Origin of the sequence: Acaricomes phytoseiuli DSM 14247 (assembly GCF_000376245.1) — a bacterium.
Classification (GTDB): Bacteria; Actinomycetota; Actinomycetes; order Actinomycetales; family Micrococcaceae; genus Renibacterium; species Renibacterium phytoseiuli.
In genome coordinates this window covers 1-20911 of record NZ_AQXM01000064.1, presented here as the reverse complement: position 1 = coordinate 20911, position 20911 = coordinate 1, and the positions used below count along the sequence as shown (strand labels likewise).

The window sequence follows — 20911 nt, the reverse complement described above, 5'->3', positions numbered from 1 at the left end:
GCACGCATCGCTTACCAGATGCTGACGCGTTGTTCAGGGTCGAGCCAGAGCCCATCGCCCGGGGCGGTGGTGAAGGCCTCGTGGAAGGCGTCGATGTTCTTCACGACCTGATTGCAGCGCCATTCCACGGGGGAGTGCGGGTCGATCGTGATCCTCCGGACCGCATCGTCGTGCCGACTCTTGGCCCGCCAGCATTCAGCCCAGGAGAAGAAGAAGCGCTGCGGGCCGCTCAGCCCGTCGATGGTCTCCGACTCTGCACTGTCCTGACCTGGGCTCTCCTGTTCTGCGAGATCCAGGAGCCAGGCCTGATAGGCGATGGATAGCCCGCCCAGATCGCCGATGTTCTCACCCAGGGTCAGCTCGCCGTTGACCTTGAGTTCCGGCGCGGCAGCGGGGCTCAGCTCGGCGTATTGCGAGACGAGCTGCGCAGTACGCGCCTCGAAGGCCTCGCGGTCCGCCTCAGTCCACCAGTTCCGCAACGTTCCATCGCCGTCGAACTGCGAGCCCTGATCATCAAAGCCGTGGCCAATCTCATGGCCGATCACCGCTCCGATACCACCGAAGTTCGCCGCATCGTCCGCCTCGGCGTCGAAGAACGGCGGTTGCAGAATGGCCGCCGGGAAGACGATCTCATTGAGCACCGGGTGATAGTAGGCATTGACCGTCTGCGGCGTCATGAGCCATTCTTCGCGATCGATGGGTCGGCCCAGCTTGGCTAGCTGTCGGCGGGTTTCGAACTGCGCCGCCCGCCGCACGTTCCCCACCAGGTCCTCAGAGGAGATCTGTAAGCCGGAGTAGTCCCGCCAGCGGTTCGGGTAACCGATCTTCGGGACGAACCGCTCCAGCTTCGCGAGCGCCCGGGCTTTGGTCTCCTCGCCCATCCATTCCAGCTCCTGGATCGAGCGCTGGTACGCTTCGATGAGCCGTGCCACGAGCCGCTCCATCCGGGCTTTGTGCTCCGGCGGGAAGTGCTCGACCACATAGAGCTGGCCGATGGCCTCACCCATAGCGTCCTCCACCAGGTCCACACCGCGTTTCCAGCGCTCACGGATTTCCTCGGTCCCGGTGAGGGCTCTGCCGTGGAAGTCAAAGTCGGCGGCGACGAAGTCCACCGATAGGTAGGGGGCTGCTGCGGAGATGAGCCGTGCAGCGAGCCATTCCTGCCAGGAACGCAAGGGGAATTCGGTCAGCAACTCGGAGAGCCGGGCGAAGTAGTCGGGGGTCAGGAGCACCATTTCGTGCAGATTTTCCGGGCTCAGCCGCTGGCCGGTTTCCGGGTCAGTCAGGAAAGCTGCGAACCACGGACCCAATCGTGGTGCCAACTCGTGCACCGCCGCATCCGTCATGAGGTTGTAGCGCTTCTGCGGGTCGCGCAGGGTGACCTTGTCCCAATGCGCTGCGGCGAGTTGGTGCTCCAGGGCCAGGACTCGTTCCGCCGCCCCCACAGGGTCCTCGTGACCACTGAGTTCCAGCAGGCGCTGCAGGTACTCTTGATACTTCTGCCGCTGTTCGGCGAACTGCGGCTCGCGATAATAGGCTTCATCGGGCAAACCGAGCCCGGCCTGGACGAGATGCAGAAGATAACGGTCTGGCTGGCCTGCATCGTTGCTGATATAGCTGCCGAGTAGACCCGGTACGCCTTCCCGCTGCCAACGGGCAGAGAGCATGATCAGCTCCTCGACGCTCTGCACGGCGTAGAGCTCTTCCAGATCGGCTGCGACCGGCTCTATACCGACCGCTTCGATCGCGGCTTCATCCATGAAGCTGTGGTAGAGATCGCCGATCGCCTGGCTCAGCGTCCCGGTCTGCGCGTCCGGGCGCTCAGCGGATTCCTGCGCACTCGCGGCGCGTTCGATGATCTGCCGTACGGCCAGCTCGGCGTTATCCCGCAGCTCCCAGAAAGCACCGCTGGAGGCACGGTCGGCGGGAATCACGGATTCCTCGAGCCAGCGGCCGTTTACATGCTGGAAGAGATCGTCCTGCGGGCGGACGCCGGGGTTGAAGTGGCTACTGTCGATACCTGATGCCGTCATGGTTGTCCTTTCGACCTTACGACCTCTGCTGGGACAGCGATCATAAACTGCGATACGAGCACTTTTTCATCCTATGCGCCGTGTTAGGCTTCCCGTGTGCGCGCATCATGGATTCTTCTTAGCCGCCGCGACGGGGCCATAATCCGCTGAGTTCGCAGCCTGGAACCGGGAACCCCGGGGCAGGCGATGCTCAGCGGAAGGGTCGGAGCCCTGTCGCGGAGACTTGTCGTCCCCGGCCGGACCAGGACACTCAGGGAAGCAGGCAGCGTGCGCAAAATGCAGAAACCATCGGGGATGCCCTTTCATCGGTACACTCCGTTCCAAGAGCAGATCAATGTCGAGCTGCCGGACCGCAGCTGGCCGGATCGGCAGATCACCACTGCACCCCGCTGGTGCGCGGTGGACCTCCGGGACGGGAATCAGGCGCTGATCGACCCGATGAGCCCGGCTCGGAAGCTCAAGATGTTCCAGCTCCTGGTCTCGATGGGCTACAAGGAGATCGAGGTGGGGTTCCCCTCCGCTTCGCAAACCGATTTCGATTTCGTCCGGCAGCTGATCGAAGGCGATCTGATCCCGGACGATGTCACCATCCAGGTGCTCACCCAGGCCCGGGAGCACCTCATCGAGCGCACGTACGAAGCGATTCAGGGGGCCAAGCAGGCCATCGTGCACCTCTACAATTCGACTTCGGTGCTGCAGCGCCGAGTAGTCTTCGGCGAAGATCAGGACGGCATTCTGGAGATCGCTCTTCAAGGTGCACGGCTCTGCAAGAAATATCAGGAGACGCTCGGAGAGACCGCGATCACCTATGAGTACTCCCCGGAGTCGTTCACCGGAACTGAACTCGAATACGCCGCCCGGGTCTGCAATGCGGTAGCCGAAGTGCTCGAAGCCTCGCCTGAGCACCCGGTGATCATCAATCTGCCGGCCACGGTGGAGATGTCCACGCCCAATCTGTACGCCGACTCAATCGAGTGGATGAGCCGCCACCTGATTCCGCGCGAAGGTATCATCCTCTCCCTGCACCCGCATAACGACCGGGGGACCGGGGTGGCTGCGGCGGAGCTGGGCTATCTGGCCGGTGCCGACCGGATCGAAGGCTGCCTTTTCGGCAATGGCGAGCGGACCGGCAATGTGGATCTGGTGACACTCGGCTTGAATCTCTTCAGCCAGGGCGTAGACCCGATGATCGACTTCTCCGATATCGACGAAATCCGCCGGACGGTGGAGTACTGCAATCAACTACCCGTGCCGGAACGGGCACCGTACGGCGGCGATCTGGTCTTCACCGCTTTTTCGGGTTCCCACCAGGACGCTATCAAAAAAGGCTTCGAAGCCCTGAAGTGTGAGGCGGCCGCGGCGGGCCAGCCGGTGGCGGAGTTCCCTTGGGCGGTTCCCTACCTGCCGGTGGACCCCAAAGACCTCGGCCGCAGTTATGAGGCAGTGATCCGGGTGAACTCGCAATCCGGTAAAGGCGGTGTGGCCTATCTGCTCAAATCCGAGCACGGGCTCGAGCTGCCGCGGCGGGCGCAGATCGAGTTCTCCGGGGTGATCCAGCGCCGCACCGACACCGCCGGAGGCGAAGTCAGCGCCGCCGAGCTGTGGGAGATCTTCAGCGATGAGTACCTGCCGTGCCCCGCGGGCGACCCGGAGCGACAGTGGGGGAAGTATGTTCTGGGCTCGATGAACGCGGCGACCGATGAGGACGCAACGGTGAAGCTCGATGCCAGGATGCGCATCGGCGGCCGGGAGACGGAGCGCAGCGGAACCGGTACGGGCCCGATCGCGGCCCTGCTGGACATCCTGACTCAGGATGGCGCCGATGTCCGAGTGCTGGATTACACCGAGCATGCGCTCTCCGAGGGCGGAAGCGCGCTGGCTGCAGCCTATGTCGAATGCGCTGTCGGCCAGCGGGTGCTTTGGGGCGTCGGCATTGACGCGAACACCGCGGTCTCCTCCCTCAAAGCCGTGATCTCTGCGGTGAACCGGGCGATCCGAGAAGCAGGGGAATGACCCCGAACATCGGCTGACACCGGCGCGGGTCCGGCGATACCGGTGCCGATGGTGAGAGAATATCGCAGTGGCCAGGTCCTCAGGTTTTGCCGCTCGCACATACCGCACCAGTGCGGTAGTGCTGCGCACCCACAATCTGGGCGAAGCCGACCGCATCGTGACCCTACTGAGCAGTGAGCACGGCCAGATCCGGGCCGTGGCTCGCGGAGTGCGGCGGACCAGCAGCAAATTCGGCGCCCGGCTGGAGCCGTTCATGGTCACGGATCTCCAGCTGATCTCCGGGCACAGCCTGGACACCGTGACCCAAGCGGTATCCCGGAGCAGTTACGGCCAGCCCATCGCCGCGCACTACGAGAAATACACGACCGCCACCGCGATGGCCGAAGCCGCGGAGAAGCTCACCGACGTGGATGCCGAATCGGCTTCAGCGCAGTACCGGCTGCTGATCGGCGGCCTCGGTGTGCTGGCCCGCGGGGAGCACGCTCCGGGACTCATCCTGGATTCTTATCTGCTGCGAGCCCTGGCCACCGCCGGCTGGGCCGCCAGCTTCGACAGCTGCGCCCGGTGCGGCGAACCGGTGCCCATCGGAAGCCAGATGGCTTTTTCCGCAGCCCTGGGCGGTACTGTCTGCTCGGCATGCCGACCCCCGGGTTCCGCCGCACCCGCGCCGGAGACGATGCAGCTGCTGGGGGCGCTGATCTCGGGGAACTGGGACGTCGCCGATGCTTCAGCTCCGGAGCACCGGCGCGAGGCAGCCGGGCTGGTAGCGGCCTTCGTCCAGTGGCATCTGGAACGCTCGCTTCGCTCGCTCCGTTTGATCGAAAGAAGCTGAGCGGTAGAGACTATAAGGCCAACGCTCGCACAAGAGACCACAGACTCCGGAACTTCCTGGAAAGAGAGCAGCAATGCCCCGTAGCGCAGCCAAATCGCCTGTTGTCGCGCCCTGGCCGCACCCCTCCGGAGCCCAGCCGCCGGCGATTCCGGTCGATTTGGTTCCGCAGCATGTGGCCATTGTGATGGACGGCAACGGCCGCTGGGCCAACCAGCGTGGACTGCCCCGGGTGGAAGGGCATAAAGCCGGGGAGCCGGCGCTGCTCGACGTGATGGCCGGTGCCATCGAACTCGGCGTCAAGTACGTCACCGTCTACGCCTTCTCCACGGAGAACTGGCGGCGCTCACCGGAAGAGGTCCGATTCTTGATGGGCTTCAATCGGGATGTGCTGCGCAGGCAGCGCGATCAGCTCGACGCCTGGGGGGTCCGGGTGCGCTGGGCCGGCCGCACACCCCGCTTGTGGAAGTCTGTGATCAACGAATTGGAGCTGGCCGAGGAACGAACCGCCGATAACGACACCATCACCCTCACGATGTGCGTCAATTACGGCGGCCGGGCGGAAATCGCGGATGCGATGGCAGCCATCGCGCAGGAAGTCGCCGCAGGGCGGCTCAAACCCTCGGCCATCAACGAAAAGACCGTGCAGCGTTACTTGTACTGGCCGGACCTGCCGGATGTGGACCTTTTCCTGCGCTCCAGCGGGGAGCAGCGCCTTTCGAACTTCCTGCCCTGGCAGAGCGCCTACGCCGAGTTCGTCTTCCTGGATACGCTCTGGCCCGATGTGGATCGGCGCACGCTCTGGGATGCTGTAGACCTCTATGCCAGCAGGGACAGGCGCTACGGCGGCGCGCTCGACGCCGCACGCTGAGGCTCAGCGCACGGTTTGCCCGCGGGCTGCCCGGCGGCAAGACTAGAGGTATGCGCATTTACCCCGCTTTCTTCCGCTTGGCTTTTTCCTGGATGGATGCCGAACGTGCGCATCAGCTGGGCTTCGGCGCGATCCGACTGTCTCACCGTCTGGGCATCGGCGCCCTGCTGCAGCGCTTCTGCGCACCTGATCCGGCTTTGCGCACTGAAGCGCTAGGGCTGGTTTTCCCCTCTCCCTTCGGGCTAGCCGCCGGCTTCGATAAAGGAGCGCACGGTATCGAGGCGCTCAGCCAGCTCGGATTCGGCCATGTTGAAGTAGGCACCGTCACCGGCCAGGCGCAGCCGGGGAATCCGCGCCCGCGGCTCTTCCGCCTGATCCAGGACCGCGCAGTGATCAACCGGATGGGCTTCAATAATGACGGCGCCCAGGCCATCGCACCCCGGCTGGCCGCCGCGCGCCAGGCTCTGCAAGACTGGACCGAGAAGCGCCCCGCACCGCGCCCCGTGATCGGGGTGAATATCGGCAAAACTAAAAATGTCGAAGTGGACGACGCGGTGGCGGACTATCTGCTCAGCACCCGTGCCGTGGCCGGTTATGCAGACTACCTCGTAGTCAATGTCTCTTCGCCGAACACCCCTGGACTGCGTCTGCTGCAGAACGCCGATTCCCTGCGCCCCCTGCTGCAGGCGGTGCGCGCCGCCGCGAATGAAACTGCGCAGCGCGCAGTGCCGCTGCTGGTGAAGATCGCTCCGGACCTCAGCAATGAAGACCTTCAGGAGATCGCCGAACTCGCCCTGGAACTAGAGCTCGACGGCGTGATCTGCACCAACACCACCATCGCCCGGGAGGCGCTGCGCACTCCGGCTGGAAAAGTGGCCGAATGCGGCCCCGGCGGACTCTCCGGATCGCCGCTCAAAGCCCGTTCGCTCGAGGTACTGCGCCAGCTGAAGGCTATGACGGGGGATCGGCTCACTTTGATCTCGGTCGGGGGAGTCGAGACAGCGGAGGACGTCCGCGAACGTCTGGATGCTGGAGCCGCCCTGGTCCAGGGGTATACGGGCTTCCTCTACGAGGGGCCCTTCTGGGCTGCACGGATCAATCGACGGCTCAGCCGGGAACTCAACCGCAACTAGACGCTTTTTCCGGGGGAGAATTTCCGGGACAGGCGAAGTTCGTGGCGGCTTAGCCGTGCCGTCAGTCTTCCAGCTTCTCGCCGCGCCGCACCTGCGGCTTGGGCAGCCGCAACCTGCGGAACTGGATAGAGCGCATGATGCCGTACCAGACGACGCCCCGTTCAATGGCATCAGCGCCGAACTTCGCGGTGAGCTGCTTGCGGATCCTGCGGGCCAAGAGGTAGGAGTCGATGACGACGATCAGCAGTATGAGCCAGAAAGCCATGAAGACATAGCTCTGCACCTGGACATTCGTCGGCATGAACAAAGTGCCGATGGCAATTACCAGCATGACTATCATCACGAACTCGCCTGGCCCGGTGCGCGCGTCAATCAGATTCCGGACAAAACGGCGCTGCGGCCCTTTATCCCGAGGCGGTAGGAAGCGCTCATCCCCGGTGTCCAGGGCGGCCCGGGTGCGCATCTGGCTCTCCCGGCGCGCTTCGCGCTCCGCCTGTTTTGCGGCGTTGCGGTCGTTCGGCACGAGCGGGCGCTTCCGGGCTGCCTCCTGCTCTTTACGGGTAGGGGTGGGTGCGCCTTTGCCCGCCCGAGGATCGCGCTGCTCAGGCGATTCTGCGGATACTTCGGGTTGCTGGGTCTGGGCCATGGTCTTATTTCTGCCGAACACCCCACCAGAATACCGGGTTCCGGCGATACCGGGCATCTCCGCAGGCATCCCGGCGGACGCCTGGCCCGCAGCGTGCCGGGGATCGCCGCGCACAGGATCCCTCAGCATCGCTCACGGTATTCAGGGCTGAAGCGGTGGAGTAGTCTTCAGAGCATGGTTTCCCCAACACCTTTTTCAGACACTCCTGCAACGACCTCTTCGGCCCTCAACGGTAATTCCCGAGGGGCGAATCCCGATCCGGAATTGCTGGCTCAACTGGAATCAGCCGTGCAGCGCCGCTTCCCGGAGACCATCGAGCAGCTTATCGAACTCGCCAGGATCCCTGGTATAGCCTGGGAGATCTTCGACCCTGCCGAGCTGCAGCGCAGCGCCGAGGCAGTGGCAGAGCTGGCCCGCAGTATCGGCCTGGATGATGTGCAGATCCTGCGTGAATTCACCGAAGACGGCAAACCCGGAGGCCCTGCGGTCATTGCGCGACGACCGGCCCGGCCAGGCAAGCCCACGGTGCTGCTTTACGCCCACCATGATGTTCAACCGCCGGGTGATAGAGCGCTCTGGGAAAGCGATCCCTTCCAGCCGGAGCAGCGCGGGGAGCGACTCTGGGGCAGGGGCGTGGCCGATGACAAAGCAGGGGTTCTGGCGCATATCGCGGCGCTGAGCGCGGTCACCGAGGTCCTCGGCGAGGAGCTGGGCCTGGGCGTCACCCTCTTCATCGAAGGTGAGGAAGAAGCCGGCTCGCCGACCTTCCGCACTTTTTTGGAAAAGCACCGGGAGCTTTTGCGCAGCGATCTGATCATCGTGGCGGATTCAGTGAACTGGAAAGTTGGCACCCCGGCGCTGACGACGAGCCTGCGCGGCCTGGTCAGCGGTGTGGTGGAACTGGAAGTACTCGATCATGCAGTGCACTCCGGGATGTACGGCGGCCCGGTCCTGGATGCGCCGACGCAGCTGGCCAGGCTCATTGCCACGCTCCACGACGCCTCGGGCGAGGTCGCGGTAGCAGGCCTGCACCGCGGCGAGGAGCCGACTATCGACTATCCGGAGGCTGATTTCCGTCAGGACGCCGGTGTTCTGGAAGGTGTGGAACTGGCGGGCTCGGGCTCTCTGGCCTCTCGGCTCTGGGCTCAGCCGGCGCTCTCCGTCATCGGAATCGACGTGACCGATGTTGCGAGCAGCTCGAACACGATCCTGCCCAGCGCCAGGGCGCAGCTGAGCCTGCGCTTGGCCCCCGGCGATGATCCGCAGACCGCGATGACGGCCTTGCAGCAGCATATCGAGAAGCACGCTCCGGCGACGGCGTGCGTACGGTTCATCCCGGGGGAGCAGGGGCAGCCTTTCCGCACCGATATCGACGCGCCGGCTGCTCAGGCGATGCTCTGGGCGCTTCAGGAAGCCTGGGGAAATGAGCCGGTGGCGATGGGCATGGGTGGATCCATCCCGTTCATCGCGGATCTGACCGAGCTCTATCCGGAAGCCGAAATCCTGATCACCGGCGTCGAGGATCCGGACTCACGCGCGCACAGCGCCAATGAGTCCCTGCACTTGGCCGAGTTCCAGAAGGCGATCCTGGCCGAGGCCCTTCTGCTGGCCAGGCTGAACCAGCCCTGATCACGGTTCCCGCCTTGGCAGCTGGGAAGCTAAGGGAAGAAGAACGTGCCGATAGGTGTTGTACCCGGTGACCAGGGTCGCTGAGCTGGTTGCTGTGCTAAACGCCTAAGCCGGACATACCATGGAAGCAGCCGAGAAGTAAGGAACCTGAGATGACTACGACGACCGAGAACACTACTGAAGCCGAGCTGCCATCGCACGGAGTGAGCCTGACCGACGAAGCCGCTGGAAAAGTGCGCAGCCTGCTCGAACAGGAGGGTCGCACCGATCTGCGACTGCGCGTAGCGGTTCAGCCCGGTGGCTGCTCAGGCCTGATCTACCAGCTGTATTTCGACGAGCGGATGCTGGACGGCGACGCTGTCCGGGACTTCGACCAAGTCGAAGTCATCGTGGATAAGATGAGCGCTCCGTATCTCGATGGCGCCAGCATCGGCTTCGAAGACACGATCTCCAAGCAGGGCTTCACCATCGACAACCCGAATGCGGGAGGCTCCTGTGCCTGCGGTGATTCTTTTCACTGACGATTGATCAGAGGCTGCAGCGGCTCGCGCCGCCAGGATCTCAGCTGCGAGCCCGGGAATTCTCCCGGGCTCGCAGCTTTTTCGTGGCGGGCTTCGCGTAGCCTTCCGCTATCGCATAGCATCGTCACAGCGGGATTCTTCAGTTGCACGATGCAAAGGATTCTGACGCGCTAGACACAGTGTGCACAAAAAGTTCCCAGCCGGGGTAAGCTCTAAGGGAATGCTCTCTACACGCAGTAGTAGAACTAAGTCGTTGTATTAGAGCTGTGGAGTTAGCAAGAAGCGACAAGGAAGGGCCGTCTGTGAGTTCGCAGCACCGAACTGGTAGCCGCCGCATGAGGGTTATCACCGCCACCGCGGTGGGGATCGTGAGCGCATTAGTGCTCTCGGCATGCACCCCCGAGATGCGGAACGGCTGGTTACCTACTGAGCGGAATACGACGAACCACACCGGGAGGATCATCGACCTCTGGGTCAACTCCTGGATCGCGGCTATTGCCGTAGGCATCATTACCTGGGGCCTGATCATCTGGTGCATCATCGCCTACCGGCGCCGCAAGGGAGCCACGGGGTTTCCCCGGCAGATTTCCTACAACCTCCCGCTGGAGGTCTTCTATCTGACGATCCCGCTGTTCATGGTGCTGGTCTTCTTCTACTTCACTGATCGCGACCAGCAGGCTATCGATGCCAGGGTCGACAACCCGGACGTTACCATCAACGTCCAGGGCAAGCAGTGGGCCTGGGACTTCAATTATCTACAGGGGCCGGTCATCCCTGAGGACGTCTACGAAGCGACCGCCCAGGTGCCTCTGGACGGCCAGCCGGTAGATCCCGAGAAGATTCCCACCCTGTACCTCCCGGTGAACAAGTCGGTTGAATTCGTGCTGGAATCCCGTGACGTGATCCACTCCTTCTGGGTTCCCGCTTTCTTGCAGAAGCGTGACCTCATCCCGGGCAAGACCAACTACATCAACGTCACTCCTCAGCAAGAGGGTAGCTACGACGGCAAATGCGCCGAACTTTGCGGTGAGTACCACTCCGAGATGCTGTTCCGGGTCAAGGTAGTATCCGAGGCAGAATTCCAGCAGTACCTGCAGAGCCTCAAGGATGCCGGCAATGTGGGCACCCTGGACGAGCAGTTCAACCGTAATCCGAACCTCAACGACACAAGCGCGCAGTAAGGGGCCGGGAAGTTGTCAACGACGTATCAATACTCCACCCCCGGTGAGGTAGAGACACCGGAACCCAAGGTTCCCGTCTCCAAGGGCCGGATTGTGGTCAACTGGATCACCTCCACCGACCACAAGGTCATCGGGTACATGTACCTGATCGCATCCTTCATCTTCTTCTGCCTCGGCGGAGTGATGGCTCTGGTCATCAGGGCGGAACTATTCGAGCCTGGTATGCAGATCCTGCAGACCAAGGAACAGTACAACCAGCTCTTCACCATGCACGGCACGATCATGCTGCTGATGTTCGCAACTCCTCTGTTCACGGGCTTCGCCAATGTGATCACGCCCCTGCAGATCGGTGCCCCGGATGTCGCCTTCCCACGGCTGAACGCCCTGGCCTTCTGGCTCTTCCTGTTCGGCAGCGTCATTGCGGTTTCCGGCTTCTTGACCCCGCAGGGCGCTGCCTCCTTTGGCTGGTTCGCCTATGCTCCGCTATCGAATACCACCTTCACCCCGGGCGTTGGTGGTGACTTATGGGTCTTCGGCTTGGCATTAACTGGCTTTGGCACCATTTTGGGTGCAGTGAACTTCATCACGACTATCATCTGCATGCGTGCACCGGGCATGACCATGTGGCGCATGCCGATTTTTACCTGGAATACCTTGATCACTTCGATCCTGGTGCTGATGGCTTTCCCGCCGCTGGCGGCCGCGCTCTTTGCGCTGGGGGCGGACAGGCGCTTCGGAGCGCATATCTTCGATCCGGAAAACGGCGGAGCACTGCTCTGGCAGCACTTGTTCTGGTTCTTTGGACACCCAGAGGTCTACATCATCGCGCTACCGTTCTTCGGCATCGTCTCCGAGATTTTCCCGGTCTTCAGCCGGAAACCGATTTTCGGATATAAGGGTCTGGTCTATGCGACGATCGCGATCGCCGCGCTGTCCGTAACGGTATGGGCGCACCACATGTACGTCACCGGTCAGGTTCTGCTGCCGTTCTTCTCGTTCATGACCATGCTCATCGCGGTGCCTACCGGCGTGAAGTTCTTCAACTGGATAGGTACGATGTGGCGAGGGTCGCTGACCTTCGAAACACCGATGCTCTGGAGCCTCGGCTTCCTAGTCACCTTCCTCTTCGGCGGCCTGACTGGCATCATCCTTGCATCGCCTCCGCTGGACTTCCACCTCTCGGATACCTACTTCGTGGTGGCGCACTTCCACTACGTGATCTTCGGCACCGTGGTCTTCGCGATGTTCGCGGGCTTCTACTTCTGGTGGCCCAAGTGGACCGGTAAGATGCTCAACGAGCGTCTGGGCAAGATCCATTTCTGGATGCTGTTCATCGGCTTCCACGGGACCTTCCTGGTTCAGCACTGGCTGGGTGTGCTGGGTATGCCGCGTCGTTACGCGGACTACATGCCGGAGGATAACTTCACCTGGATGAATCAGCTCTCCACGATCTCCTCCTTCCTGCTGGGTGCTTCGATGATCCCCTTCTTCTGGAACGTCTACATCACCTGGCGCTCCAAGAAGAAAGTGGATGTTGATGATCCTTGGGGCTTCGGTGCCTCCCTGGAGTGGGCCACTTCTTGCCCACCGCCGCGGCACAACTTCACCTCCCTTCCGCGGATCCGGTCGGAGCGGCCCGCCCTGGATCTGCACCACCCCGAGCTGGCGCAGTGGCACACCGCCGATGAGCTAGCGCAGATGGGCTCTAGCGCAACCGCAGGTGTTGGCGCTGTGCTCGGCAACGCTGATCAGGCTGATAAGTCTGATCGGCCGAAGAAATAGACGAAGAAGAGGAGCGCAGCCATGCGAATAGAAGCCAAGCTTTTTTATCTCCTTCTGCCATTTTATTTGCTGGTCGGAGTAGTCTACGGATTTGTTACTGGCTGGAGTGAATGGGTGGGGATTCTAGCTCTGCCCCTGGTTGGCGCTCTAGCAGGAATGATTGGGTTTTACCTAGCCTTTACCGGCCGGAGGATCGGCCTTCGACCCGAAGACCGTAACGACGGCGAAATCGAGGAAGGCGCAGGGGAACAGGGGCACTTCAGCCCTTGGTCCTGGTGGCCCATGGTGGTCGCCGGTGGCGCCGCTGTAGCCTTTCTGGGCCTCGCTGTGGGCTGGTGGATCTTCTTCATCTCCGTCGGTATCGGTGTTGTCGGCCTCATCGGCTGGACCTTCGAATACAGCCGCGGAGATCACGCGCACTGAGTGATCTCTGATCCTGATCCTGGGTGGCTGAGCCCATGAGTCTGGACGCTATCGTCGGTGTATCATTCAAGCGAGGCGATCACCGGATACCGGTATACCAGCAGCTGGCTCGCGTATTGCGTGACTATGCTCAGCAGCAACCGCCAGGGTCGATCATCCCTTCAGAGCGGGAGCTTGTGGAGCGCTTTGGCGTTGCCAGGATGACTGTTCGCCGGGCCATCGAAGTGCTTATCGCCGAAGAGACCCTTGACCGGGTCGTGGGTGTGGGCACTTTCGTGCATCGGCCTAAAATGGACCTCCAGGTCCGGCTGACCTCATACTCCGAAGAGATGCAGCGCCGTGGCATGGTCCCGGACGCTAAAGTTCTCGATTTCGAGCTCATCCCCGCTGGCGCAACGGTGGCCAGGGAACTGCAACTGAACGAAGGGCAGTTCGTGGTGAGGTTCCGCCGTCTGCTGATTGCGGACGAGGAGCCGATGAGCGTCGATGAGAATTTCGTCCCCGCATATCGCGTCCCCGGCCTAACCGATGGCCCACCGCCCACCTCGCTTTACAACGTTCTGGGGGAGCGCTACGGCCTTGTCATGGAGTGGGGCGAAGATATGATCGAAGCCGCAGCGGCGAGCCCGGCAATGGCCCGGCAACTCAAAGTGGAAAGCGGTGCCCCGCTGCTGAAGATCCAGCGCCACGCTTACGTCTCCGGGATCGTTGCCGACTATTCGGTCTCATACTACCGGGCGGATCGCTACAAGCTCTGGGTGCCGCTACAACGCCCCGGAGTTAGGGTCTCCCGCCGGCGCTGAAGTCCATTCTCAGCTCAGCTTAAAATGCTACTGCTGGTGACTTCTGAGGATCTACGTAGATCCTCAGAAGTCACCAGCAGTAGCAGAAACTACCGTCACTGGAGATCAGCGGCGCTCTAGAGCTTTCTGATTCTCCTCGAGAGCCTTGTTATCGGGGTGCTCCTCGTGAGCGGAGTGCTCGAGCGCTGCCTGATGCTCTTCCGGGGTCACCGGAGCAACACGGTCCTCGAAGAACCACTTGGAGAGCCAGGCGCGCTGCTTCTCCTTCCGAGTCACGATGCCCTTCTCGTTCGGCTCAGCAGGAAGCGGCTTGGGGGAGTCGAAACTCACCAGGCGGTAGCGCTTGTACTCACTGAGCTGCTCGTGCTTCTCCTTGTACTCGCCATGTGGCAGGCGGATGATCCGTCCGGTTTCACGGCCGTGCAGCACGATCTCCCGATCTTTGCGCTGCAGAGCCAAGGCGATGCGCTTGGTGACCTGGTAGGCGATTACCGGGCCGATGAAGAACAGCGCGCGGAGCCAGTAGGTGACATCGTTGAGCGATACGTGGAAGTGTGTCGCGATCAAGTCAGAGCTAGCAGCCGCCCACATCACGCAGTAGAAGACGATCCCGGCAACGCCGATAGCGGTGCGGGTGGGAACGTTGCGCGGACGGTCCAGCACGTGGTGCTCTTTGTTGTCCTTGGTGATCCAGCGCTCGATCCAGGGCCAAGCGAACATCAGGCCGAACAGGATGATCGTGGGGACCATCGCTGCGCCGATGACGTTGAAGCTGAAGGTATTGACCCCCCACGGGAAGGGGATCTCCCATTCGAACGGGAAGTTCCACATCCAGCCGGGCATCAGACGCAGCGCGCCATCGAACATGCCGATGTACCAGTCCGGCTGGGTGCCGGCGGATACCGGTGAGGGATCGTAGGGGCCGTAGTTCCACACCGGGTTGATCGTGAACAGTGCAGCCATCGCGGCGACCACACCGAAGACGATGAAGAAGAAGCCGCCGGCTTTCGCCGCGTAGACCGGTCCCAGCGGGTAGCCCACGACGTTATTGTCATTCCGGCCCGGCCCAGGGTACTGGGTGTGCTTGTGGATGACCACCATGAACAGGTGGATCGCGATCATCAGCAGGATGATGGCGGGCACGAGCAGGATGTGCAGCACGTAGAGCCGGCTGATCACCATGGTGCCCGGGAACTCGCCTCCGAAGAGGAACAACGAGATGTAGGTTCCGACCACGGGGATCGACTTGAGGATGCCGTCGATGATACGCAGGCCGTTACCGGACAGCAGATCGTCGGGGAGCGAGTAACCGGTGAACCCGGCAGCCAGCGAGAGCATCAGCAAAGTGGAGCCGACGAGCCAGTTGAGTTCACGGGGCTTACGGAAGGCGCCTGTGAAGAACACACGGAGCATGTGCACCGCGACCGAGGCTACGAACAGCAGTGCCGCCCAGTGATGCACCTGACGCATGAAGAGGCCGCCGCGCACGTCGAAGGAGATGTTCAGCGTGGAGCTGTAGGCCACGGACATCTCGATGCCCTTCAACGGCACGTAGGAGCCTTCGTAATGAGTCTCAGCCATCGAGGGGTCGAAGAAGAACGTCAAGAAGGTCCCGGAGAGTAACAGGATGACGAAGGTGTAAAGAGCGACCTCGCCGAACATAAAGGACCAATGGTCCGGGAAGACTTTGCGCCCGAACTCCTTGAGGATCTTGGAGCCGCCGACGCGCTGATCCACGAAGTCCGTGATCCGGCCAGCCCTAGTGGCCGGCGTGTAGACGGACTCGGTCCCTGCCGTGGACGGGGAAGTGCTCGCTGTACTAGTGCTAGTACCAGTGCTCATGATCAGCCACGCTCCCAATAGCTAGGACCAACGGGTTCATGGAAATCGCTCTGCGCCACGAGGTAGCCTTCGCTGTCCACCGTTATCGGCAGCTGCGGCAGCGGCCGGACGGCCGGGCCGAAGATGACCTTGCATTCCTCGGTGACGTCGAAGGTGGACTGATGGCAGGGGCAGAGTAAGTGGTGGGTCTGCTGCTCATAGAGCGCGACGGGGCAGCCCACGTGGGTGCACACCTTGGAGTAGGCCACGATGCCCTGGTAGTGCCAGTCTTCCCTGCCCGGAGTGATCTTCAGCTGTTCGGGAGGAATGCGCATGACGAGCGTAACTGTTTTGGCCTTGGCGTCGAGCTTGCCCTCGGTCACCTGGTTGAGCCCATCCGGGATCACGTGGAAGGCCGAGCCGTAGGTGACATCGGCTGCCTTGATCGGCGTGCCGGTGGGGTCACGGACCAGTCGGACTCCGGTATCCCACATGGTGTGCCGCAGTAGGTTAATGTCCAAGTTCTGAGAAAGATCGCGGAAGATCACCACTGCGGGCAGGGGAGCGATGGCTAGGGCTCCGAGAAGCGTATTGCGGATCAACGGACGACGCTTGATGCCGCTTTCCTCGGCGATGGTCTCGACGATCTTGACGGCGTCCTGACGGTCTGATTCTTCGCGCAGCGGATGCCGCTCTTCGACCACTTCGTGATCCGGCATGAGGGTCTTGGACCAGTGCACGATGCCGGTGCCGATGCCGAGCATCGCGAAAGCGGTGCCAAGGCCCAGCAGGAGGTTCTGCACGCGCAGCGTGCCGATCGTCTGATCCAGCTCAATGAAGAAGTAGCCGTAGAAGAAGAGCACGGTGCCCAGGATGGAGATGATAAATAGCCAGACAACCTGGCGCTCAGCTCTCTTGGCCGCCCGGGGATCAGTATCAGCAAGCCGTGGCCGGTGCGGTGGCAGGCCCGGGTCGGTGAACTTCTCCGGGGCTCCTAGAGTCGTGTGAGCCTCAACCTCCGAGGGACCCTCCGGTTTCACCGGCTGATCGTCACTACGGTCGCTCATGATCCTTCTTCCTTTGCTTGTCCCGTACAGGCGGGAGAAATATCAGCAGAAATGTCGCTCAGCGGGTCAAGAAACCCTGGAGGTCAGCCAGATCGTAAAGGCAATGATCACGCTGAGTCCTGCGACCCAGACGAACAGGCCTTCAGAGACCGGGCCCAGGGAGCCTAGATCAGCACCACCCGGAGAGCCCTGCTCAATGGTCTTCAGGAAAGTGATGATGTCGCGTTTGCCTTCTGGGGGGATATTCGCATCGCTGAAGACCGGCATGTTCTGCGGCCCGGTCACCATCGCCTCGTAAATGTGCTCGGGGGTCACACCGTCGAGCGCGGGAGCAAATTTGCCCTGAGTCAGCGCACCACCGGCGCCGGCTGCGTTGTGACACATGGCGCAGTTCATTCGAAAGAGCTCGCCGCCCTCAGCAGCATTGCCCTGAGCATCAAGGTACTCCGGATCCGGGATAGCCGGGCCGGCACCCAGGCTGGCCACATAAGCGGCGAGCTGCTTGGTCTGCTCGTCATTAAACTGCGGGGGCTTCAGGAAGGCCTGAGGGCCTTGCATCTGCATCGGCATGCGCCCGGTGCCCACCTGGAAGTCCACCGCAGCAGCACCCACACCGACAAGCGTCGGGCCTGCGGGTGTACCACCTGCGTTCATGCCGTGACAGGTTGCGCAGTTTGCGACGAAGAGCTTCTGCCCCTGCTCGACGTCACTGGCGGTGAAGCTGGCGGTATCCGCCCTCGCTTCATTCACCGAGGTAGCCAGCGTGTACAAGCTACCGGTAACCAGCAGGCCCAGGATCATCAAGGCAAAGATCGCCAGCGGATGCCGCCGTCTCTGGGAGAGTGCTTTCACGGGTGGTGCCCCCTGCTTATCTTCTCGGCGAGTGGGAATCCCACCAGCTCTGCTATCGGTCGTTCGGAGAAAGTCTTAGTGCTCATATGCAGTTTTACTTCAGGATGTAGATGACGACGAAGAGGCCGATCCAGACAACATCGACGAAGTGCCAGTAGTACGAGGTGACAATGGCGCTCGTGGCCTCGAAGTGACCGAATTTCTTGGCGGCATACGATCTACCGATCACCAGGAGGAAACCGATCAACCCACCGATCACGTGTAACCCGTGGAAGCCGGTGGTCAGGTAAAACACCGAGCCGTAAGCGTTAGAGGACAGCGTGACGTTCTCAGAGACTAGAACTGCGTATTCGTAGCTCTGACCTGCGACGAAGATCGCGCCCAAGGCGAAGGTCAGCAGGAACCACTCGTTCATACCCCACTTGCTGATGGCGAAGATCCCGCCGGTGCGTCGGGGCTGCAGGCGCTCGGCAGCGAACACGCCGAACTGGCAGGTGAAGGAGCTGGCAACGAGGATCGTCGTGATAGTCGCCGCAAAGGGGACATTCAGCTTCGCGGCCTCCTCGGCCCAGAGCTCCCCGGAGGTGGCTCGCAGCGTGAAGTACATGGCGAACAGGCCGGCGAAGAACATCAACTCGCTGGCGAGCCACACCACGGTGCCAACCGACACCATATTGGGACGGTTCAGCGTCGGGTGCGCCGGGACATTATTTGCGTGGGTCACAGTTGTCACATAGACATTATGTCTATAAAACCCTCCAGTGCCCAATGCGAAATGCCCGCATCTGCGATCTTATTTCTACAGAGCCACGAAAAGTCCCGGATTCTCGCGGGGAACTCGAAGTAAATACGTCGATCAGGCAAAGATGAAATGGTGCCGTCGAAGGCGTGGCTAGCTCGTGAGGGACCTCTCCGGATAGCATCGGGAGCGTGCACGAGCCCGAATCTCGCCCTCTTTCCGCAGCGAGCCCATCTCCGACCGACCCTGCGCCGTCATGGCCCATGGTGCTGAGTGCGCTGCTCGATGGCCAGGACCTGAGCCGACAGGCCACGGGCTGGGCCATGGACCGGATTATGAGCGGCGAAGCCAGTGATGCGCAGATAGCAGGCTTCCTGGTGGCCCTGCGGGCCAAGGGGGAGACCACCGCTGAGCTCGGCGCATTGGCGGATTCGATGCTGGCCAAGGCCCGTCCGATACCCTATGCGGGCGAGGCCCTGGACATCGTTGGGACCGGGGGCGACCGACTTAATACTGTGAATATCTCCACTATGGCGGCGCTGGTGTGCGCAGGTGCCGGGGCAGTGGTCATCAAACACGGCAATCGGGCCTCATCGTCTGCAGCCGGCTCTGCCGATGTGCTGGAGACTCTTGGGGTTCGCCTGGATCTTTCGACCGAAGCGGTCGCGGCAGCAGCCAAGGCGGTCGGCATCACTTTCTGCTTCGCCCAGGTCTTCCACCCGTCTTTCCGATACACGGCAGTGCCGCGCAGGGAGATGGCGATCCCCACCGCCTTCAACTTCATGGGTCCGCTCACCAATCCGGCCCGGGTGCCGGCCACGGCTATCGGTGTGGCTAATGCCAGAATGGCGCCTTTAGTGACCGGCGTACTGGCGGCCCGTGGCGGTCGGGGGATGGTTTTTCGGGGGCAGGATGGTTTGGACGAGCTGACGACGACGGGGCCTTCCCGGATCTGGGAGTTCCGAGAGGGCCTGATTCAGGAGTTCGATTTCGACCCTGCGGGGCTGGGCATCCCGCGGGCTGAGATCGCGGAGCTGCGAGGGCAAGATGCTGTTTTCAACGCACAGGTGGCGCGGAACCTGCTCGCCGGGCAGCGTGGCCCGGTGCGCGATGCGGTTCTGCTGAACGCTGCCGCGGGGCTGGTGGCCTACGAAAAATCGGCCCAGGGCGATTTCACCGCGAGGATGACTCATGCCCTGGAACGCGCCGAACGAGCCGTCGATGATGGCTTTGCCGCCGCGGCGCTCCAGCGCTGGATCGAATTCACTGCGCTGTCAATATAGTCGATATGACGATAACGGCGTGCCCGTGAGGTCAGTCGTCTAGCCCCAGCGAGAACGCGGCATCGAGGTCGTGCTGAGAGTAAGCGCGGAACGAGATGTGAGTCGTTGTCGCTTCGACACCATCGATCTTCGAAAGCCGATCCGCGATGACATCGGCCAGCAACTCATGCCGGGGGACTCGGACGATAGCAATGAGATCCCATTCCCCGGTGACTGAGTAGACTTCGCTGACGCCCTCGATCTCCGAGATCTCCTGTGCCGCTTCAGGGATCCGGTCACCGCGGGTTCTGATGAGAGAAAAGGCCGTGATCACCAGATCAGCTTAGCCCATCGCGTTGCTCAGGCCGTGTACCACCCGATGATTGGGAGCGACGCTTTGCCCGGCGGTCGACGACGATTCCGGCGATGGCTCTGTGCCCTAAGAGGAAAAGTCCTAATACCGCGGTGGCGACGAGGACGAAACTCCACTCCGCGGTCTTCCCGCTGAGCAGGCGCAGAGCCATGCCACCGACCACCGTGATCAACCACAGGCAGACTCCGTGCGGCCATAGTTTGAGCGGTGCGCACCAGAGTCGGGCAGCTACCCATCCGAGTACTGCGGCGACCAGAAAGGGCCAGGCGGTGCTGAGCACTCCGAGCACCGGATCCGCTTCATCATGACTAGCTCTGCCCAGAGCGGCGAAAATCAGGATGAGCAGCGCATCTGCTGCAAGGGCATAACCGACGAGACCGGTGCTGAGGCGCTGTTGTTTTTCCTGCAGTGCTTCACCGTGGGGTTCTTGCGCCATGCTCATCGTGGCAGAGTACCATTCACGGCTACTGGAAGGTTGTGGGGGCAGAAAAAGAGCTCTCTGCCCCGTGGATATGATCTGCAAGCCCCGGTAGCCGTAGCTGTTGACGCTGTTCTGCGCATCGGAAGGGCCGCTGTGGAAGTATCGTCATGTTTTGCCTTCTGCCTGTGTCGCGGCAAGAGGCCCCAGCGCCACTAAAAGGTGATCTGAATCATAAAGCAGATCAGTTGAGGGCAACAGGGGGGGTCTGCCCCGGGTTTGGTTGACATCTGATCTGTGAGGATTCGTCCTCGCTGGAAGGATGTATCTCTTGCCCAAGCCCTATCCGAAAGAGTTCCGTGACGATGTCGTGGCTGTGGCCCGTAAAGCCCGGGCCCCGTTATCGCAGATTGCGAGAGACTTCGGGATTTCCGAAGCCTCGTTGTTCAACTGGCTGAAGAAAGCAAACATCGAAGACGGGCGCGTGCCGGGCCTGACCGAGGACGAGCGTAAGC

At 61.9% G+C, this 20911-nt stretch carries 20 protein-coding genes; 12 read left to right on the top strand and 8 right to left on the bottom strand.

Annotated features, from left to right (window positions below):
• Nucleotides 1-11 precede the first annotated feature (11 nt).
• Nucleotides 12-2033 carry a M13 family metallopeptidase gene (locus C501_RS0110770; RefSeq protein WP_018135635.1) on the bottom strand — a complete coding sequence of 674 codons (2022 nt, stop codon included), beginning with the start codon at nt 2031-2033 and terminating at the stop codon, nt 12-14.
• A 267-nt stretch (nt 2034-2300) separates the two neighbouring features.
• Here C501_RS0110770 and leuA point away from each other — a divergent pair, with 267 nt between their 5' ends.
• The 4 genes from leuA to C501_RS0110750 all read left to right on the top strand — a co-directional run bounded on the left by leuA (nt 2301) and on the right by C501_RS0110750 (nt 6879).
• Nucleotides 2301-4046, top strand: coding sequence for a 2-isopropylmalate synthase (gene leuA / locus C501_RS0110765; protein ID WP_026174844.1), 1746 nt, complete (start codon nt 2301-2303; stop codon nt 4044-4046).
• Nucleotides 4047-4113: 67 nt separating this feature from the next.
• Nucleotides 4114-4878: a DNA repair protein RecO gene (gene recO, locus C501_RS0110760; protein ID WP_026174843.1), complete on the top strand. Its 765-nt coding sequence runs from the start codon at nt 4114-4116 to the stop codon at nt 4876-4878.
• Between the two features lie 73 nt (nt 4879-4951).
• Entirely contained in the window at nt 4952-5746 is a 795-nt protein-coding gene (locus tag C501_RS0110755; protein WP_018135632.1) for an isoprenyl transferase, read from the top strand.
• A 50-nt stretch (nt 5747-5796) separates the two neighbouring features.
• Nucleotides 5797-6879, top strand: coding sequence for a quinone-dependent dihydroorotate dehydrogenase (locus C501_RS0110750; protein WP_018135631.1), 1083 nt, complete (start codon nt 5797-5799; stop codon nt 6877-6879).
• Between the two features lie 61 nt (nt 6880-6940).
• On the opposite strand, the gene C501_RS0110745 is transcribed toward C501_RS0110750, so the two are convergent.
• Nucleotides 6941-7654 (bottom strand): DUF3043 domain-containing protein, encoded by a 714-nt coding sequence (locus tag C501_RS0110745; RefSeq protein WP_018135630.1) that lies wholly within the window; start codon nt 7652-7654, stop codon nt 6941-6943.
• Nucleotides 7655-7699: 45 nt separating this feature from the next.
• Between C501_RS0110745 and C501_RS0110740 the strand changes: the two genes are divergently transcribed.
• The 6 genes from C501_RS0110740 (at nt 7700) to C501_RS0110710 (ending at nt 13864) form a co-directional block, all read left to right on the top strand.
• Nucleotides 7700-9154 (top strand): dipeptidase, encoded by a 1455-nt coding sequence (locus C501_RS0110740; RefSeq protein WP_018135629.1) that lies wholly within the window; start codon nt 7700-7702, stop codon nt 9152-9154.
• 152 nt (nt 9155-9306) lie between these two features.
• Nucleotides 9307-9675, top strand: a complete 369-nt coding sequence (locus C501_RS0110735; protein WP_018135628.1) for a HesB/IscA family protein — start codon at nt 9307-9309, stop codon at nt 9673-9675.
• Nucleotides 9676-9977: 302 nt separating this feature from the next.
• Nucleotides 9978-10856 carry an aa3-type cytochrome oxidase subunit II gene (gene ctaC / locus C501_RS0110725; RefSeq protein ID WP_026174841.1) on the top strand — a complete coding sequence of 293 codons (879 nt, stop codon included), beginning with the start codon at nt 9978-9980 and terminating at the stop codon, nt 10854-10856.
• A 12-nt stretch (nt 10857-10868) separates the two neighbouring features.
• A complete protein-coding gene (ctaD, locus tag C501_RS0110720; protein ID WP_026174840.1) occupies nt 10869-12638 on the top strand; it encodes an aa3-type cytochrome oxidase subunit I in 1770 nt (589 codons plus the stop codon).
• Nucleotides 12639-12659: 21 nt separating this feature from the next.
• The gene (locus tag C501_RS0110715) at nt 12660-13061 is read left to right on the top strand and encodes a cytochrome c oxidase subunit 4 (protein WP_018135624.1); all 402 of its coding nucleotides are present in this window, start codon (nt 12660-12662) and stop codon (nt 13059-13061) included.
• Nucleotides 13062-13096: 35 nt separating this feature from the next.
• Nucleotides 13097-13864: a GntR family transcriptional regulator gene (locus tag C501_RS0110710; protein WP_018135623.1), complete on the top strand. Its 768-nt coding sequence runs from the start codon at nt 13097-13099 to the stop codon at nt 13862-13864.
• 105 nt (nt 13865-13969) lie between these two features.
• Here C501_RS0110710 and qcrB read toward each other — a convergent pair whose 3' ends face one another.
• The 4 genes from qcrB to ctaE all read right to left on the bottom strand — a co-directional run bounded on the left by qcrB (nt 13970) and on the right by ctaE (nt 18337).
• Nucleotides 13970-15706 (bottom strand): cytochrome bc1 complex cytochrome b subunit, encoded by a 1737-nt coding sequence (gene qcrB / locus C501_RS0110705; protein ID WP_026174839.1) that lies wholly within the window; start codon nt 15704-15706, stop codon nt 13970-13972.
• A gap of 2 nt (nt 15707-15708) precedes the next feature.
• Nucleotides 15709-16752 (bottom strand): cytochrome bc1 complex Rieske iron-sulfur subunit, encoded by a 1044-nt coding sequence (gene qcrA / locus C501_RS0110700; protein WP_018135621.1) that lies wholly within the window; start codon nt 16750-16752, stop codon nt 15709-15711.
• A 66-nt stretch (nt 16753-16818) separates the two neighbouring features.
• Nucleotides 16819-17604 (bottom strand): cytochrome bc1 complex diheme cytochrome c subunit, encoded by a 786-nt coding sequence (gene qcrC, locus C501_RS0110695; RefSeq protein ID WP_018135620.1) that lies wholly within the window; start codon nt 17602-17604, stop codon nt 16819-16821.
• 94 nt (nt 17605-17698) lie between these two features.
• Entirely contained in the window at nt 17699-18337 is a 639-nt protein-coding gene (ctaE, locus tag C501_RS0110690) for an aa3-type cytochrome oxidase subunit III (protein WP_406566332.1), read from the bottom strand.
• 269 nt (nt 18338-18606) lie between these two features.
• Here ctaE and trpD point away from each other — a divergent pair, with 269 nt between their 5' ends.
• On the top strand, nt 18607-19626 hold the full coding sequence (trpD, locus tag C501_RS0110685; protein WP_018135618.1) for an anthranilate phosphoribosyltransferase: 1020 nt from the start codon (nt 18607-18609) through the stop codon (nt 19624-19626).
• 31 nt (nt 19627-19657) lie between these two features.
• On the opposite strand, the gene C501_RS0110680 is transcribed toward trpD, so the two are convergent.
• Together C501_RS0110680 and C501_RS13285 are read right to left on the bottom strand one after the other, a co-directional pair.
• Nucleotides 19658-19939, bottom strand: a complete 282-nt coding sequence (locus tag C501_RS0110680; protein ID WP_018135617.1) for an Lrp/AsnC family transcriptional regulator — start codon at nt 19937-19939, stop codon at nt 19658-19660.
• Nucleotides 19940-19943: 4 nt separating this feature from the next.
• The gene (locus C501_RS13285; protein WP_245532472.1) at nt 19944-20420 is read right to left on the bottom strand and encodes a DUF3054 domain-containing protein; all 477 of its coding nucleotides are present in this window, start codon (nt 20418-20420) and stop codon (nt 19944-19946) included.
• A 307-nt stretch (nt 20421-20727) separates the two neighbouring features.
• Between C501_RS13285 and C501_RS0110670 the strand changes: the two genes are divergently transcribed.
• Nucleotides 20728-20911: transposase (locus C501_RS0110670; RefSeq protein WP_026174836.1), on the top strand; the 184-nt coding region annotated here is incomplete at its 3' end.